Below are 13,893 nucleotides of genomic sequence, written 5' to 3'. Positions count from 1 at the left end.
CACGGCGCGGTGCGAGAATAACCGAGTCGGAATGCAGTCGTTCCAACCAGTCGAAAACGATAACGAGGCAATCATGCGTGCAATTGCAATGATCGGTGCGGCCATGCTGCTCGCGGGGTGCGTGGGCGCGCCGCCGGGCCCGGAAGGCGGGGGGCGCGCACCGTCGCTGGCCGCCTTGCAGCAGATGTGCGGCGGCCAGGCGGTCGATTTCGGCGTGTATGCGCCGGGCGTCTACGCGGCCATGTTCGACGCCTGGGTCGCCAATCGGCGCGGCAGGCTGCCCCAGGACCAGTTTTGCGGCTTCCAGGCTCAACTCGCGCAGCAATACACCACGCTCGGCAAGAGCGGTAACGCTCAGGCGCGGGGCGAGTGGGTGAACTTCCTCAATACCCAGCGCGCGCAGGCGCTGAGCTGGCGCTCGGCGGTCGACCCTACGCTGCGAGCGGGGTAGGCGGATAGCGGTGTGGCAGGGCGCGTGTCTACGCGCGTGCGAAGAAGCACGCGTCGCGCGAAACAACGCGCGCCGTGCGGGAGGGCGTGCAAGGGCGCAAAAAAATGGTCACGCGGGCATGAAGCGCGCGGGTCCGCGTGACCATGCACTGCAGGCGCGTACGTCTACTGCCGTGCGCCTGCATCGGGGACGTGCCCGACAAGCCGGGCTGGCGGACGATCCATACGTCCGCGCAAATCGATAGAGGGCAATGGAGCCTGTGGCTGGGCGGGCACCGGGCCCGCCGGATCAGGCTACGAACACCGTTTGATGGCGCGCAACGCAGAGTCGCCGATTTCGGTTAGTCGCCATTGCTGAAGGCCGGATGCAAGGCGCTCCAGTTGGACGAGCTGTCGTTCGAGCAAGGCGTCCAGTTCTTCTCGTTCCATGTCGAGCTGGTTGGGGGCGTCCTGTACTAGCAGCAGGGTGGCGAATTCATGCGGACTCAGCATCGTTCTCTCCGTGTTGCCGCATCAGAGGTCGCCGGTTGCAGCCCGCAGGGCGGCGCAGCGACAGGAATGCGGTGGTGTGAGCGAAAGCCTGCGACCGGGGAGAATCGTCTGGCCGGAGGGACCGGCCGCCCGGGCAGCCTGTGCGCGGCCCAAACGGCATCCAGCCCGGGATCTACCTCGGGGAACTGGAGTGTAGTCAACGCCGCTGCGTTGTACAAACCACGCCCCAAAAATATTCCCTTTGACATTCGAACCCGCTTGCAGCGGTGGCACGAGCCGTCCTGATTCGCGAAATCACTTGAAGTTCGTACTGCATCGCGGCACGCCGCGGGCGAGTGCGCCTCGATCCGCCACGCATCGCGGGCCGGTATTTCCAGTGGGTATTCCGTTTGCGCCGCGGCCGGTCCCGGTCAGTCGCGGCCAATGCGCGTCACATGACGTAATGTGGAGAAGTCGTCTATTCCCGGAACTGTGAGGGTCGGGCCCGGTCTGTGCTGTGTGACTGCAGCTACGCGAAACTACGGCTAAGATTGAATTAGGGATGGCTGGTAATGTTCGCCGCGCGTGACTGGCGCCGCCCGCCGGGCCTCGGGGCTTCCGGCTTCGCGCTGCGCGTCGTGAGCGAAGATACCGCTTCGGGAGTAGGACACAATGCGTAACGAAAACGAGCCTTGCCATGAGATGCCCTGGCGCATCGAAGACATCGATCTCACACGTATCGACCGTCAACGTGCCGCCGCCAACGAAGACCTGATGCTGCTCCTCGCCGCCTCGTCTTTCATCGAAAGCGGTTCTGACCTTTACACCAGTAACCTGAACGTGTTCTTCAAAGGCGACCCCGAGGTCTCCGAGTGGCTCAACCGCGAATGGGAGCCCGAGGAGCTTCAACATGGGCGTGCGCTGAAAACGTACATCCAGTACGTGTGGCCCGAGTTCGATTGGGACGCGGCGTATGCAACCTTCATCGAAGAGTATTCGAAGACCTGTTCGTTCGAGGAGTTCGAGAAAACGCGCGCGCTCGAAATGGTCGCGCGCTGCGTGGTCGAAACCGGCACCGCCACGCTCTACCGTGCGATTGGCGAGTATTCGGACGAGCCCGTGCTCAAGGAAATCACCGACAACATTCGCAGCGACGAAGTGCGTCACTACAAGCACTTTTTCAGGTATTTCAAGAAGTACAACCAGATAGACGGGCACGGGCGTCTCGCCGTGCTCGGCGCGCTCATGCGCCGCGTGATGGAAATCAGGAACGAGGATTCCGCGATCGCGCTGCGCCACGTGTACGCGGGCCGCTACCCCGACCGCGTGCGCGACGAGGCCTATAGCCGCGAACTCACCGCGCGCGTGAACAAGCTGGTGCGCCACAATCTTTCCGCCGACATGTGCGTGAAGATGCTGCTCAAGCCGCTCAATCTGCCCGCGAAAATCCGGCCGGGCGTGCACTATCCGCTCGCGAAGATCACGGAACACGTCTTCTTCCGCTAAGACGTTAGCGCGTGAAAACAAAAAGCCCGCTGCTAGAGCGGGCTTTTTCGTTGCTGGACGCGAAGATCAGCGATCGCGCTGACCGTTGCCGTCGCGGCGCGAATTGCCGCCTGGGCGGCCACCGAGCAGCGCGCCCGGGTTGCCCTGCGGCTTGCGTTGTTGCGGGCGGCCCAGCGCGCTTTCGTGCGAAACGCCGCGCTGGCTTTCGCGACGCGTATGCTCGCCGCGCGCGCCTTGTGCGCCGTGATTCGCGCCTTGCTGTTTCACGGGCTTGGCGGTGCGCACGCCGCCGCCATTCGATGCCGGCTTGGCCGGGCGCTGGCCGTTGTTGCCGCCGCCGTTGGCTGCATGCGCGCGGTTGTTTTCACGGCCACCGTCACGGTTGCCTTCGCGGTTGCCTTCACGGCCACCTTCGCGATTACCACCGCGCGGCTCACGCGATTCGCGCGCCTGCGCGGGGCGTCCGCCGTTCGCGGCATTTGCGCCATTCGACGCACCGCGGCCCTGGCCTTGCCCCTGGCGCGGCGAGCGGCCTTGCGGCTGGCTGCGGCGCTGGATCGGCTCGGGCTTTGCGTTCGGGTCCGGCTCGAAGCCCGCAATGACCTCTTGGGGCACCGCACGCTTGATCAGCTTTTCGATGTCCTTGAGCAACTGATGCTCGTCCACGCACACGAGCGACACGGCTTCGCCCGTCGCGCCCGCGCGGCCCGTGCGGCCGATGCGGTGCACGTAGTCCTCGGGCACGTTCGGCAGATCATAGTTGACGACGTGCGGAAGCTGGTCGATATCGATGCCGCGCGCGGCGATGTCCGTGGCGACGAGCACCTGGAGCGTGCCGTCCTTGAACTCGCTCAAAGCGCGCGTGCGTGCCGACTGGCTCTTGTTGCCGTGAATCGCGAGCGCGCTGATGCCGTCCTTCGTGAGCTGCTCGGCGAGGCGGTTCGCGCCGTGCTTGGTGCGCGTGAACACGAGCACCTGAAACCAGTTGTGCTGGCGGATCAGATGCGTGAGCAGGTCGCGCTTGCGGTCGCGGTCGACGGGATAGATCTTTTGTGCCACCGTTTCGGCCGTGGTGTTGCGGCGCGCGACTTCAATGAGCGCGGGCGAGTCGAGCAGGCTGTCGGCGAGCGCCTTGATCTCATCGGCGAAGGTGGCCGAGAAGAGCAGGTTCTGGCGCTTGGGCGGGAGCTTCGCGAGCACGCGCTTGATGTCGTGGATGAAGCCCATGTCGAGCATGCGGTCGGCTTCGTCGAGCACGAGAATCTCGAGCTGCGAAAGGTCGATCGTCTTTTGCTGCATGTGATCGAGCAGGCGCCCCGGCGTCGCGACCACGATATCCACGCCGCGCTTGAGTGCGTCGATTTGCGGATTGATGCCCACGCCGCCGAACATCACCGTGGACTTGAGCTTCAGATACTTGCCGTAGGCGCGCACGCTCTCTTCGACCTGCGCAGCCAGCTCACGCGTGGGCGTGAGGATCAGCGCGCGCACCACGCGCTTTCCGTTCGCAGCCGGCGGCATGTCCGTCAAGCGTTGCAGGATCGGCAGCGTGAAGCCGGCGGTCTTGCCGGTGCCGGTTTGCGCGCCGGCGAGCAGATCGCCGCCGCCGAGCACGGCGGGAATCGCTTGCGCCTGGATCGGCGTGGGCGTGCTGTACCCAAGTTCGTTGACTGCGCGGACCAGCGGTTCGGACAAGCCGAGAGAATCGAAAGACATAAACACCTGTTGTATTGCAGTAGCGCGGGCGTCGCTTCGCGGCCCGAGGGCGCGCTGCGCAGCCAAAGCGGTGTTGCCGGGTTCACATGCGCCCGGCGAAGCCGCTTCTTCGCGTTGTTCGGACGGCGCGCCAGTGCGCGCGCCGCGTTTTTTCTTCATGGAACGGACGGGTCCAGGAAGACACGTCGTCTGGCGTTAAGTTGCATCGTGCGGCCGCGGACACTGCGGCGGCCGTGCGATGCCTTCGCATTGACGCGTCACGCGACGTAGCGCGCGACGCTCACGAATTGACAAACGCTCCCGGCGAGCACGAACAGATGCCAGATTCCATGTCCGTGCCGGATGCGCTCGTCATTGACGAAAAAATAAATGCCGACGCTGTATATGACGCCGCCGGCCAGCAACCACGCCGTGCCCGCTGCCGGCAAAGCCTCGACGAGCGGGCGAACCGCCACCACCGCGAGCCAGCCCATCACCACGTAGAGCACCATCGACAGCACTCTCGTGCGCCGCCCGAGCGTGAGTTCCTGCACGATGCCAAGCGCCGCGAGCCCCCAGCTCACACCGAAGAGCGACCAGCCCCAAGGCCCGCGCAGCGTCACAAGCGTGAACGGAGTATAGCTTCCCGCGATGAGCAGATAGATCGCCGCGTGGTCGCACTTTTGCAGCACTGCCTTCAGACGGATGCCGCGCACGCCGTGATACAGCGTCGAGATCGTGTACAGCGCGCACAACATCGCCCCGTATACCGCAAAGCTCACGACCTTATACGCGTCGTGATCCAGCGCCGCGAGCGTCACGAGCGAGACGAGCCCCGCTACCGACAACATCGCGCCCACGAGGTGAGTAATGCTGTTCAGACGCTCACCGGCGTGCATGACGACCACTCCTTGTTCTTCTTGAGCGCAACGCGCACCGTTGGAACACGGTTCCACCCCGTACGGCGCCGTGCTCGAGCGCAGCGTTCAAAACCCGGCCTGACGGGCCACGGAACCGTTTTCACCACACGGCCCGGCGCCAAATAGCGAAGGGCGCAGCCCGCGCTTTCGCGGACTGCGCCCTTATCAGGCAACCGCCACTATAACAGTAACCACTTGCGTGGGACCGCCGTAAGGGCTGAAGCCCTAACGGCGGTGGGCTGCTCTGCATGGGACCAGAGTAAGCGCTGAAGCGCTAACTCTGGTCGACAGTGCGTCAGTCGAGCGGAGACGACCGCAGGTCGGCAACCTGCTGCGGGGACACCGGCGTGCCCTTGTTGCCCCAGGACATGCGGATGAAGGTCACCACGGCCGCCACCTCCTGGTTCGAGAGCGACTGCGCGAACGGCGGCATGCCGTACGGGCGCGGGTTGCCCCCCGTGCTCGGCGGATAGCCGCCGTTGAGCACCATGCGGATCGGATTCACGGCCGAATGCATCTGGATCGACTGATTGTTCGCCAGCGGCGGGAAGTTCGGCGGCATGCCCAGACCGTTCTCCGCGTGGCACTTTGCACACTGGTCATGGTAGATCTTCTGACCTTGCTGCAAGAGTTCGCCACCGAACGCCTCCGAAGTCTCCATCTGCATCGTTTCGGGCGCTTCCTTCTTCTGCGGGATGGTCTTCAGATACGAGGCCATCGCATGGATATCGTCGTCCGAGAGGTATTGCAGGCTGTTGTGGATCACGTCCGCCATCGGGCCGAACACGGCGCCGCGCTGGGAAACGCCGGTCTTCAGGAGGCTCGCGATGTCCTTGATGTCCCAGTCGCCAAGACCGCCTTCACTGCCCGTGAGCGACGGCGCGTACCAGTTCTGCAGCGGGATCAGGCCGCCCGCGAAGGCCGCCGAGTTGACCGGGCCGCCCACCGCGTTGATGGACGTGTGACACATGCCGCAGTGGCCGAGGCCTTCGACGAGATACGCGCCACGGTTCCATTCGACCGACTTGGTCGGATCGGGCTTGTACTCGCCTTCGCGGAAGAACAGCGTGCGCCAGCCGATCAGCAGGTTCCGGTTGTTGAACGGGAACTTGAGCTCGTGCGGACGGCTAGGCACGTTGACCGGCGGGACCGAACGCAGATAGGCGAAGATCGCGTCGGCGTCGGCGCGCGTGACCTTGGTGTAGCTCGCGAACGGGAAGGCCGGATAGAGCAGGCTGCCGTCTTTCGAGCGGCCCGTGTGCATGGCGCGATAGAAGTCGTCGGCGCTCCACTTGCCGATGCCGTACTGGTCGTCGGGCGTGATGTTGGGCGTGTAGAGCGTGCCGAACGGCGTAGCCATCGGCAGGCCGCCCGCGAACATCTGGCCGCCGCGCACGGTGTGGCAGGCGATACAGTCGCCGGCGCGCGCGAGATACTCGCCCTTCTTGATGAGATCGGCCTGATCGACGGGCGTCGCGGCAAGCGCCGCGCCATTTTGCAGATAGTGGGTGCCCGACCAGAGCACCGGCACGAGGGCCGCCGCGGCGGCCACGACGACGGCGGAAAGTGCGAACAGGGACTTGCGGTTCATATTGGCTGTCTCCCCCGGCGCCTTATTGCGGTTCGCTGCCGCAGGCAAGCGGCGTCTTGAGTGAGCCAGCCGGCGCCGGCACGGGGTTCTGCGGCGCGCTCTGCGTCGAGAGCCAGGCCGCGACCGCGTTCACGTCTTCGTCGGTGAGGCGTGTGGCGATCGTATGCATGCAGTCGGGCGCCTTCGCATGCCGCGAGCCCGAGCGCCAGGCGCCGATCTGCGCGCTGATGTAGTCCATGTGCAGACCGACCAGACCCGGAATGGCCGGCTCCATGCCGGTGAGCTTTGCGCCGTGGCAGGCCGCGCAGGCGGGCACCTGCTTGGCCGGGTCGCCGTGCAGCACGATCTGCTGGCCGCGCGCGAGCGTGTCGCTGCCGACCGAAGGCTTCGCGGGCGCCGGGTAGGGCGGCCGCTGCTGCGAGAAGAACGTCGCGATCTCGTGCAGGTAGTCGTCGGAGAGATAGGTGACCAGATAATTCATCGGAGGGTACTTGCGGCGACCCTCGCGAAAGTTCATTAGCTGGTTGAACAGGTACTCGGCCGGTTTGCCGGCGAGACGCGGGAAGTAGTCGTTGTCGGTGCCCTGCCCGTGCGAGCCGTGGCACGCGGTGCAGCCTTGCACGCGCGAGGCGATCGTGTCGGGGGCGCTGGGCTGCGGGGCCGAGGCCGCCGTCTGGGCATAGGCAGCGCTGAGAACGCTGGTCGACCCGAGCAAAAGTGCTGCTGCCAGAGGCGCGACGAGCGGAATGAGCGGTCGGAAGATACGTCTTGGGGACACGCGTAACTCCATCTTTATCGTGGACCTGACCAGGCTTCGAACGGCCCGGCTTCCAGGCTGCGCGCGATGAAAGCAGAAGACCGGGCGCGCTGCGGCGACGCAGCAGATTCTAGCATCGGGAACTTATAGTGACCATTTGCCGCATGCGCCACAAGAGCCCTCCGACACCTTCGTGGCGACATCGCGACGTGCTTGCGGCCGATCGTCGCGGCGGCGCCGGTTATGATTCTGCACCTGTTCGCCGATCGGTGACACGGGGTTGTCCCGCACCCGCGCCACACTCGCCGAGCCGCTCGCTGCTGGGTTCGTGTACGAGTTCATGCCGGGCGCATGCGGAAGCCGCATTCCGTCGCGTGCGCGGACTCGATGCTCGCGCATGGAATCCGCGTTGAACCGGCTTCGAACCAGTGCTAAAGCCGCATTGAACCGATTGGTGCGGCGGCTATCGAACGAGGCACGCTTGCGGGCGTGCGTAGCGTTGCGATGTGCTGCGTCGGTGTCCTGCCGTTGCTGTTTTCATGTTGTTTCCTTGCCACTTGTCTCGATGACTCCAATTGCACTTTCCCTATCGTTGCATCAAGCGTTGCATCAAGCCGACCGATCCACTCCGCGCGAAGTCCGCGCGACCCGCAACACGCGGGAGGGCGAGGTCCGATGAAAGCTGACTGGCTCTGGATCGGGCAGGTCGCCATGGCGGCCATTGTCAACATTGCTTACGCCTTCGCGCTCGGCTCGGCGTTCTACAGCGCGTGGCTCGACAAGGACGGCCGCACAGCCGTCGCGCCCGCGCGCCTTGCATGGCTGCGTGCGCAACGCTCGCTTCGCGCCTCGGCGGTCGTGCTCGTCGCGGCACTCGTCATGTGGATGCTTTACGAAAGCGCGTCGGTCAGTGGCGAGTCATTGCCGAGCGCGTTCGGCGTGGTCGGCACGGTGCTGTCGCAAACGCATGTCGGCCACGCGTGGTCCGTGGCTTTCGCGGGCGCGCTCGTGCTGCTCGGCTGCGCGTTCGCGGCCTCGAGCGTGGCGCGTGACGGCGTGCTGTGGCTCGCGCTCGTCGCCATCGCCGCGGGGCGCGCGGGGCTCGGGCACGCCGCCGACGCGGGCTTCGCCTCGGCGGCGCTCGGCCTTCATACGTTGCATGTGCTGAGCGCCAGCGCGTGGAGCGGCATTGTCATGGCGGGCGGCCTGGCTGTCCTGCCGGCACTCGGCGCGTCGACGGCGCGCGGCGTGCTGATCCGCACGGCGGGCCAGGTCTCGAACGTGGCGTTCTTCGCGGTGGGCTTCGTGATCGCGACGGGCGTATTCAACACCCTGCGCGGCAGCGGCGGCTCGCTCGAGGCCATCATGAACAGCGAGTGGGGCCGAGTGCTGTTGCTCAAGACTGCGCTCGTCGTGCTCGCGCTCGCGATGGGTGGCTTCAACCGGCTCGTCGCGATGCCGGAGCTGCGGCGCGCGGCGTCGACAGCGGCGGCGCGACGCTTCGTCAACGTGATCCATCTCGAAGCGATCGTGATGATCGGCGTGCTGGTGACTGCCGCTGCGCTCGCGCACACCGTGCCGGGCTACGTGTTGCAGGGCTGAAACGTAGCCGCTGCGGCTGCGCTGTCACTTACTCGTAGCCGAGCCGGTGACTAAGGATCGGTGCGAAGAAGAGGGCGATGGCGCAGCCCGTGGCGTTGCCTTCGAGTTCCGCGAGCGCGGCCACGGACGACGGATTCGCGATCAGCGCGAGCAGCTGCGGCGCGCACCACAGCGCTGCTGCGCCGATCGCGGCGTACTCCACCCAGCCTATGCGCCAGCCGCGCATGAAGGCAATGGCGCCAGCGAGCACGCGCATGAAGCCGAAGGCGACGAGTGCGCCGACGGCGGCTTGTTCGCGAATGAGATAGTCGGGAAGCGACGCGTCCATGGAAACCTTTGCAATGCCGGAATTGGGTTGCAAAGGAATCAGCAAGGAGCAGGCCAGCGAGTGGCGTTCGCTGGCGGCGTATGCGCGCGATGATGGCCGCGCCTTGAGTGGCGCGGTTTTCCATGAACTGGCTGTGTGCGCAAACGACAAAAGCGGCTCGCGCGATTCGCTAGCCTGCGCGCCGGAGCGCGCAAAGCCGCGCGAAATGTTACGCCGCCGAAACGCGCGGCGTTAAGCGCATCACGTTACGTTGCGTGCCGCGCGTTCGACGTTCATCCGCGCATCACCATTCGGCGACGCTGCCATCCTCGTGACGCCACACCGGATTGCGCCAGCGGTGACCGGTCTTCGCCATCTCGCGCACCTTCTCCTCGTTCACGTCGATGCCAAGACCCGGGCCTTGCGGAATCGAAACGAAGCCGTCTTCGTACTTGAAGACTTCGGGATTCCTGATGTAGTCGAGCAGGTCGTTGCCCTTGTTGTAGTGAATGCCGAGGCTCTGCTCCTGGATGAACGCGTTGTAGCTCACCGCGTCGATCTGCAGGCAGGTGGCGAGCGCGATCGGGCCGAGCGGGCAGTGCAGCGCGAGCGCGACGTCATAGGCTTCGGCCATGGCGGCGATCTTGCGGCATTCGGTAATGCCGCCCGCGTGCGAAGCGTCGGGCTGGATGATGTCGACGTAACCGCCCGCGAGAATGTGCTTGAAATCCCAGCGCGAATAGAGACGCTCGCCCAGCGCGATCGGCGTGCTGGTCTGGTTGACGATGTCGCGCAGCGCCTCGACGTTTTCGGAGAGCACCGGCTCTTCGATGAACATGAGCTTGAACGGATCGAGTTCCTTGGCGAGCACCTTGGCCATGGGCTTGTGCACGCGGCCATGGAAGTCCACGCCAATGCCGACGTTCGGCCCCACGGCCTCGCGCACGGCTGCCACGTTGTTGATGACGCCTTGCACCTTGTCGAACGTGTCGATGATCTGCAGCTCTTCGGAGCCGTTCATCTTCACGGCCTTGAAGCCGCGCTCGACCACGGCGCGCGCATTGTTGGCCACGTCGCTCGGACGGTCGCCGCCAATCCACGAATACACCTTGATCTTGTCGCGCACCTGGCCGCCGAGCAGCGCGTGAACGGGCACGCCATGATGCTTGCCCTTGATGTCCCAGAGCGCCTGATCGACACCCGCGATGGCGCTCATCGAGATCGGGCCACCGCGATAGAAGCCCGCGCGATACATCACCTGCCAGTGGTCCTCGATCAACAGCGGGTCCTTGCCGATCAGATAGTCGGCGAGTTCATCGACGGCGGCAGCGACCGTGTGCGCGCGGCCTTCGACGATCGGCTCACCCCAACCGACGATCCCCTCGTCCGTTTCGATCTTCAGAAAGAGCCAGCGCGGCGGGACGACGAAGGTTTCGAGCTTGGTGATTTTCATGCGGTGTCTCCAGATAGGGCGCACGGCACGGACGGATGCCCGGCGCGTCTCGGAGCACATGCTACTGCAAAATTCGCCTTAAAGTGCTATTAATAGTATTATTTCGCGTCGATTCCCAATATCCAGGAGAACAGCCATTCAGCGCGATCTGCACGGCACGGTGGCCTTCGAACTCGGCAGCGCGATCCTGCGCGGCGACCACGCGCCCGGCGCGGTCCTGCCGCGCGAGGCTGAGCTCATGGCGCGCTTCGACGTGAGCCGCACGGTGCTGCGCGAGGCGCTGCGCACGCTCACGTCCAAGGGCCTCGTGGAGTCGCGGCCGAAAGTGGGCACGCGTGTGCGCGAGCGCGCCGCATGGAACCTGCTCGATGCCGACGTGCTCGACTGGTACGCGCGCGTGGCGCCGCCGCTCGCGTTCGCGCTCAAGCTCCAGGAAATGCGCGAAATGATCGAGCCATTCGCGGCCGGGCTGGCCGCGAGCGCGCACGATGCCGATGCGCTGGCGTCGATCGCCGCCGCGCACGCGGCCATGGCCGAGGCGCGCAATGTGGACGAATGGGTGCGCGCGGACCTGCGCTTTCACCTTGCGGTGCTGGGGGCGTGCCGCAACGAATTGCTGGTGCCGCTCGGCACGCTGATCGAGCGCACGCTCGAAGGCCAGTTGCGCGTGAATGCGAAGCGCGCCGACGTGTTCAACGCGGCGCTGCCCGACCACACGCTCGTATACGACGCGATCGCGCAGCGCGACGCGCTTGCGGCGAGCCGCGCGATGGCGGCGCTGTTGCGCGTGACGCGCGAGCGTATCGAAGGCTGAGTGGATGCGCCCGCAACGAATTGCAGCAAGGCGCCGCGAACCGAAGATGTGAAACGTTTGCGCTGGCGCAATTAACAACGTTTGCTATGCTTTAGCACGATCCAACGGCGCTTCGGCTTTCAGCGCCGTCAGCAAGTCAAAGGCACGGCTAACGGTCAAGCGATGAAGAACAACGAAGCGAAAGACACGCAACTGGACAACGCAACCCTGCTGGAAATCATCAAGGCGCAGTCGGACATCGCGAAGCTCGGGCTCGATCTCGGCGGCGTGATGGCCTACGTGGCCGAGCGCACCGAGCAGCTCACAGGTGCGCACGGTGCCGTCGTCGAACTCGCCGAAGGCGAGGACATGGTGTACCGCGCGGCTTCGGGCAGCGTCGCGAACCTGCTCGGTTTGCGCCTTGCACGCGAGACGAGTCTGTCGGGCATGTGCGTGCGCGAGGGCGAGATCCTGCGCTGCGACGACGCCGAAACCGACCCGCGCGTGGACCGCGAAGCCTGCCGCCGCGCCGGCCTGCGCTCGATGATCGTCACGCCGCTCAAGCACCTCGAGACGACCGTTGGCGTTTTGAAAGTCACGCATGCGGAAGTGAATGCTTTCAACGACGAGGACATCCGCACGCTCTCGCTGATGTCCGAGCTCATCGCCGCGGCCATGTTCCATGCCGCGCGGCACGAGACGAGCGAGCTTTATTTGCGTGCAACGCACGACGCGCTCACAGGGCTGCCTAATCGCGCGCTCTTCTACGATCGCTTGCGCCAGTCGGTGGATCTCGCCGTGCGTTCGTCGGGCGGACTCGGCGTGCTCAATCTCGACATGGATGGCCTCAAGCCGATCAACGACTGCTACGGCCATCGCGCCGGCGACGCGGCGATCCGGGAGACCGCGACGCGCATCGCTCGCCACAGCCGCCGCGTGGACACGGCCGCGCGCGTGGGCGGCGACGAATTCGCAGTGATCTTGCCCGGCATCGCGGGGCGCGGGGATGCGGAGGCATACAGCCGCCGGCTTGTGGACACGGTGGGCGAGCCATTCGAGTTTGAAGGGAACCGCATCGATCTCGGTGTGAGCGTAGGCGTGGCCATCCTGCCCGAAGACGGCACCGAGATGACGGCGCTGATCGAATACGCCGATCGTTCGATGTACGAAACGAAGCGCGAGCGCAAGCGCGTGCGATGAGCGCCGCAGTGGCGCTCGAAACTCGCTAAGACGATATAGCGGCCGTTAGCGGCAGTTAACGCCCGCCGACAGGCATCCGCGAAAGGCCGAGCACCCCTTGCAGGATGGCCGCGCGCGACTGGCCGAGAATCTCCCCTTGCCAGAGCGGGTCATCGAAGCAGAACGCCGCGCGGATCTGCTCGCGAATGCCTGCGGCTTCCGGCGCGTCCGGATGGCGGCGCACCCACACATCGGCGCGCAACATATGCAGCATTGGCACTAGCGGCACGGTGCCGAACTCGATCGCGATCGCCGTTGTCTGCGCGCGCGGGCAGGTCGTGCGCAGCGTGTCGAGAATCGGGCCTCCCACGTTCGACGCGATCGTCGAGCCGTCGAGCGGGCTTGCCACGTCGGCGCCCCACCAGGCACGCGCACGCGCCAGCTCCGCCGCATCGATGCGGCCCACGCAGATCTTCTCGCCATGTCCGGCCGGACCAAGGCCGGTATGAAAGTCGATCCAGCCGATCTGCTCGCACGCGTTCGCGTGTTGCGCGAGCAGCGTCTGCAGCAGGCGGGTGCTCCATACGTGCCGCTCGCCGCCGTAGAAAAGGCCGTCGGCATGATGATACTGGCCGGTTGTCAGCGCGCGTTGATAGGCCGGTTCGCCGTGGCTCGCAATGTAGCTCGCGATTGCCTCGGCGTTGCTGTCCGAAGGCGGCCATTGCGCAGGCACCAGCAGCGTGTGCAGCGCCTCATAGTCCTCGTTGTACGGCACCGGACGCGTGAAATCGATGCTGTTGCGATTGAGGTCGACGTTGTCCTCGTTCGTGCGCGAGAGCCACGAGAAGCCGTACGGGTTGATCGCATGCACGACGAGCACCGCCACGCCGAGCGCGGTGATGCGCGCCTGCAGCGCGGCGTCGCCGAGCAACGCCGTTTGCGCCGCGCTCCCGCAAAACCCTTCGACGCCATGCGTGCCGGACGTCAGCACGAGCAGGCGTTTCGCGTTCGCGGGGCCGAGCCGGACGACGTCGGTTGCGAGCGCCTCGCCTTCGCGTCCCTCCATTTCAGGGATGACGTGGCTCGCGAGCGCCAGGCCGCGTGAGGCGGCGGCGCCCATGAACCGGGCGCGCGCCTCGCTGTAGGTGGTAGAGAACAGGGAAGGCATG

At 65.5% G+C, this 13,893-nt stretch carries 14 protein-coding genes; 6 read left to right on the top strand and 8 right to left on the bottom strand.

Annotated elements, in window-relative coordinates; genetic code table 11:
• Positions 1–73: 73 nt before the first annotated feature.
• Positions 74–451, top strand: coding sequence for a hypothetical protein (locus tag U5A58_RS22090; protein ID WP_321963005.1), 378 nt, complete (start codon positions 74–76; stop codon positions 449–451).
• Between the two features lie 293 nt (positions 452–744).
• Here U5A58_RS22090 and U5A58_RS22085 read toward each other — a convergent pair whose 3' ends face one another.
• Positions 745–942, bottom strand: coding sequence for a hypothetical protein (locus U5A58_RS22085; RefSeq protein ID WP_028205977.1), 198 nt, complete (start codon positions 940–942; stop codon positions 745–747).
• Positions 943–1,593: 651 nt separating this feature from the next.
• Here U5A58_RS22085 and U5A58_RS22080 point away from each other — a divergent pair.
• A complete protein-coding gene (locus U5A58_RS22080) occupies positions 1,594–2,427 on the top strand; it encodes a ferritin-like domain-containing protein (RefSeq protein ID WP_415774274.1) in 834 nt (277 codons plus the stop codon).
• 66 nt (positions 2,428–2,493) lie between these two features.
• Here U5A58_RS22080 and U5A58_RS22075 read toward each other — a convergent pair whose 3' ends face one another.
• The 4 genes from U5A58_RS22075 to U5A58_RS22060 all read right to left on the bottom strand — a co-directional run bounded on the left by U5A58_RS22075 (position 2,494) and on the right by U5A58_RS22060 (position 7,423).
• The gene (locus U5A58_RS22075) at positions 2,494–4,143 is read right to left on the bottom strand and encodes a DEAD/DEAH box helicase (RefSeq protein WP_321963004.1); all 1,650 of its coding nucleotides are present in this window, start codon (positions 4,141–4,143) and stop codon (positions 2,494–2,496) included.
• Positions 4,144–4,400: 257 nt separating this feature from the next.
• Positions 4,401–5,021, bottom strand: coding sequence for a PAQR family membrane homeostasis protein TrhA (gene trhA / locus U5A58_RS22070; RefSeq protein ID WP_321913716.1), 621 nt, complete (start codon positions 5,019–5,021; stop codon positions 4,401–4,403).
• Between the two features lie 316 nt (positions 5,022–5,337).
• Complete coding sequence (locus tag U5A58_RS22065) at positions 5,338–6,633, bottom strand: cytochrome c (RefSeq protein ID WP_321913717.1); 1,296 nt, start codon at positions 6,631–6,633, stop codon at positions 5,338–5,340.
• Positions 6,634–6,655: 22 nt separating this feature from the next.
• The gene (locus tag U5A58_RS22060; RefSeq protein ID WP_321913718.1) at positions 6,656–7,423 is read right to left on the bottom strand and encodes a c-type cytochrome; all 768 of its coding nucleotides are present in this window, start codon (positions 7,421–7,423) and stop codon (positions 6,656–6,658) included.
• Positions 7,424–8,065: 642 nt separating this feature from the next.
• Here U5A58_RS22060 and U5A58_RS22055 point away from each other — a divergent pair.
• The gene (locus tag U5A58_RS22055; protein ID WP_321963003.1) at positions 8,066–8,992 is read left to right on the top strand and encodes a copper resistance D family protein; all 927 of its coding nucleotides are present in this window, start codon (positions 8,066–8,068) and stop codon (positions 8,990–8,992) included.
• A gap of 28 nt (positions 8,993–9,020) precedes the next feature.
• Here the strand turns inward: U5A58_RS22055 and U5A58_RS22050 are convergent, their stop codons facing one another.
• Positions 9,021–9,320 (bottom strand): hypothetical protein, encoded by a 300-nt coding sequence (locus tag U5A58_RS22050; protein WP_321963002.1) that lies wholly within the window; start codon positions 9,318–9,320, stop codon positions 9,021–9,023.
• Between U5A58_RS22050 and U5A58_RS22045 the strand changes: the two genes are divergently transcribed.
• Positions 9,319–9,555 (top strand): hypothetical protein, encoded by a 237-nt coding sequence (locus tag U5A58_RS22045; RefSeq protein ID WP_321963001.1) that lies wholly within the window; start codon positions 9,319–9,321, stop codon positions 9,553–9,555. The genes U5A58_RS22050 and U5A58_RS22045 overlap by 2 nt on opposite strands.
• 48 nt (positions 9,556–9,603) lie before the next feature.
• Here U5A58_RS22045 and dgoD read toward each other — a convergent pair whose 3' ends face one another.
• On the bottom strand, positions 9,604–10,752 hold the full coding sequence (dgoD, locus tag U5A58_RS22040; RefSeq protein WP_158758581.1) for a galactonate dehydratase: 1,149 nt from the start codon (positions 10,750–10,752) through the stop codon (positions 9,604–9,606).
• Positions 10,753–10,852: 100 nt separating this feature from the next.
• Between dgoD and U5A58_RS22035 the strand changes: the two genes are divergently transcribed.
• On the top strand, positions 10,853–11,566 hold the full coding sequence (locus tag U5A58_RS22035; RefSeq protein ID WP_321935170.1) for a FadR/GntR family transcriptional regulator: 714 nt from the start codon (positions 10,853–10,855) through the stop codon (positions 11,564–11,566).
• A gap of 162 nt (positions 11,567–11,728) precedes the next feature.
• Positions 11,729–12,745 (top strand): sensor domain-containing diguanylate cyclase, encoded by a 1,017-nt coding sequence (locus U5A58_RS22030; RefSeq protein ID WP_321913721.1) that lies wholly within the window; start codon positions 11,729–11,731, stop codon positions 12,743–12,745.
• Between the two features lie 55 nt (positions 12,746–12,800).
• On the opposite strand, the gene U5A58_RS22025 is transcribed toward U5A58_RS22030, so the two are convergent.
• Positions 12,801–13,892 carry a M14 family metallopeptidase gene (locus U5A58_RS22025; protein ID WP_321963000.1) on the bottom strand — a complete coding sequence of 364 codons (1,092 nt, stop codon included), beginning with the start codon at positions 13,890–13,892 and terminating at the stop codon, positions 12,801–12,803.
• Position 13,893: the final 1 nt, after the last annotated feature.

Origin of the sequence: Paraburkholderia sp. J7, from assembly GCF_905220155.1 — a bacterium.
In the GTDB taxonomy this organism is placed as follows: Bacteria; Pseudomonadota; Gammaproteobacteria; order Burkholderiales; family Burkholderiaceae; genus Paraburkholderia.
This window is presented reverse-complemented; position numbering and strand designations above follow the sequence as displayed.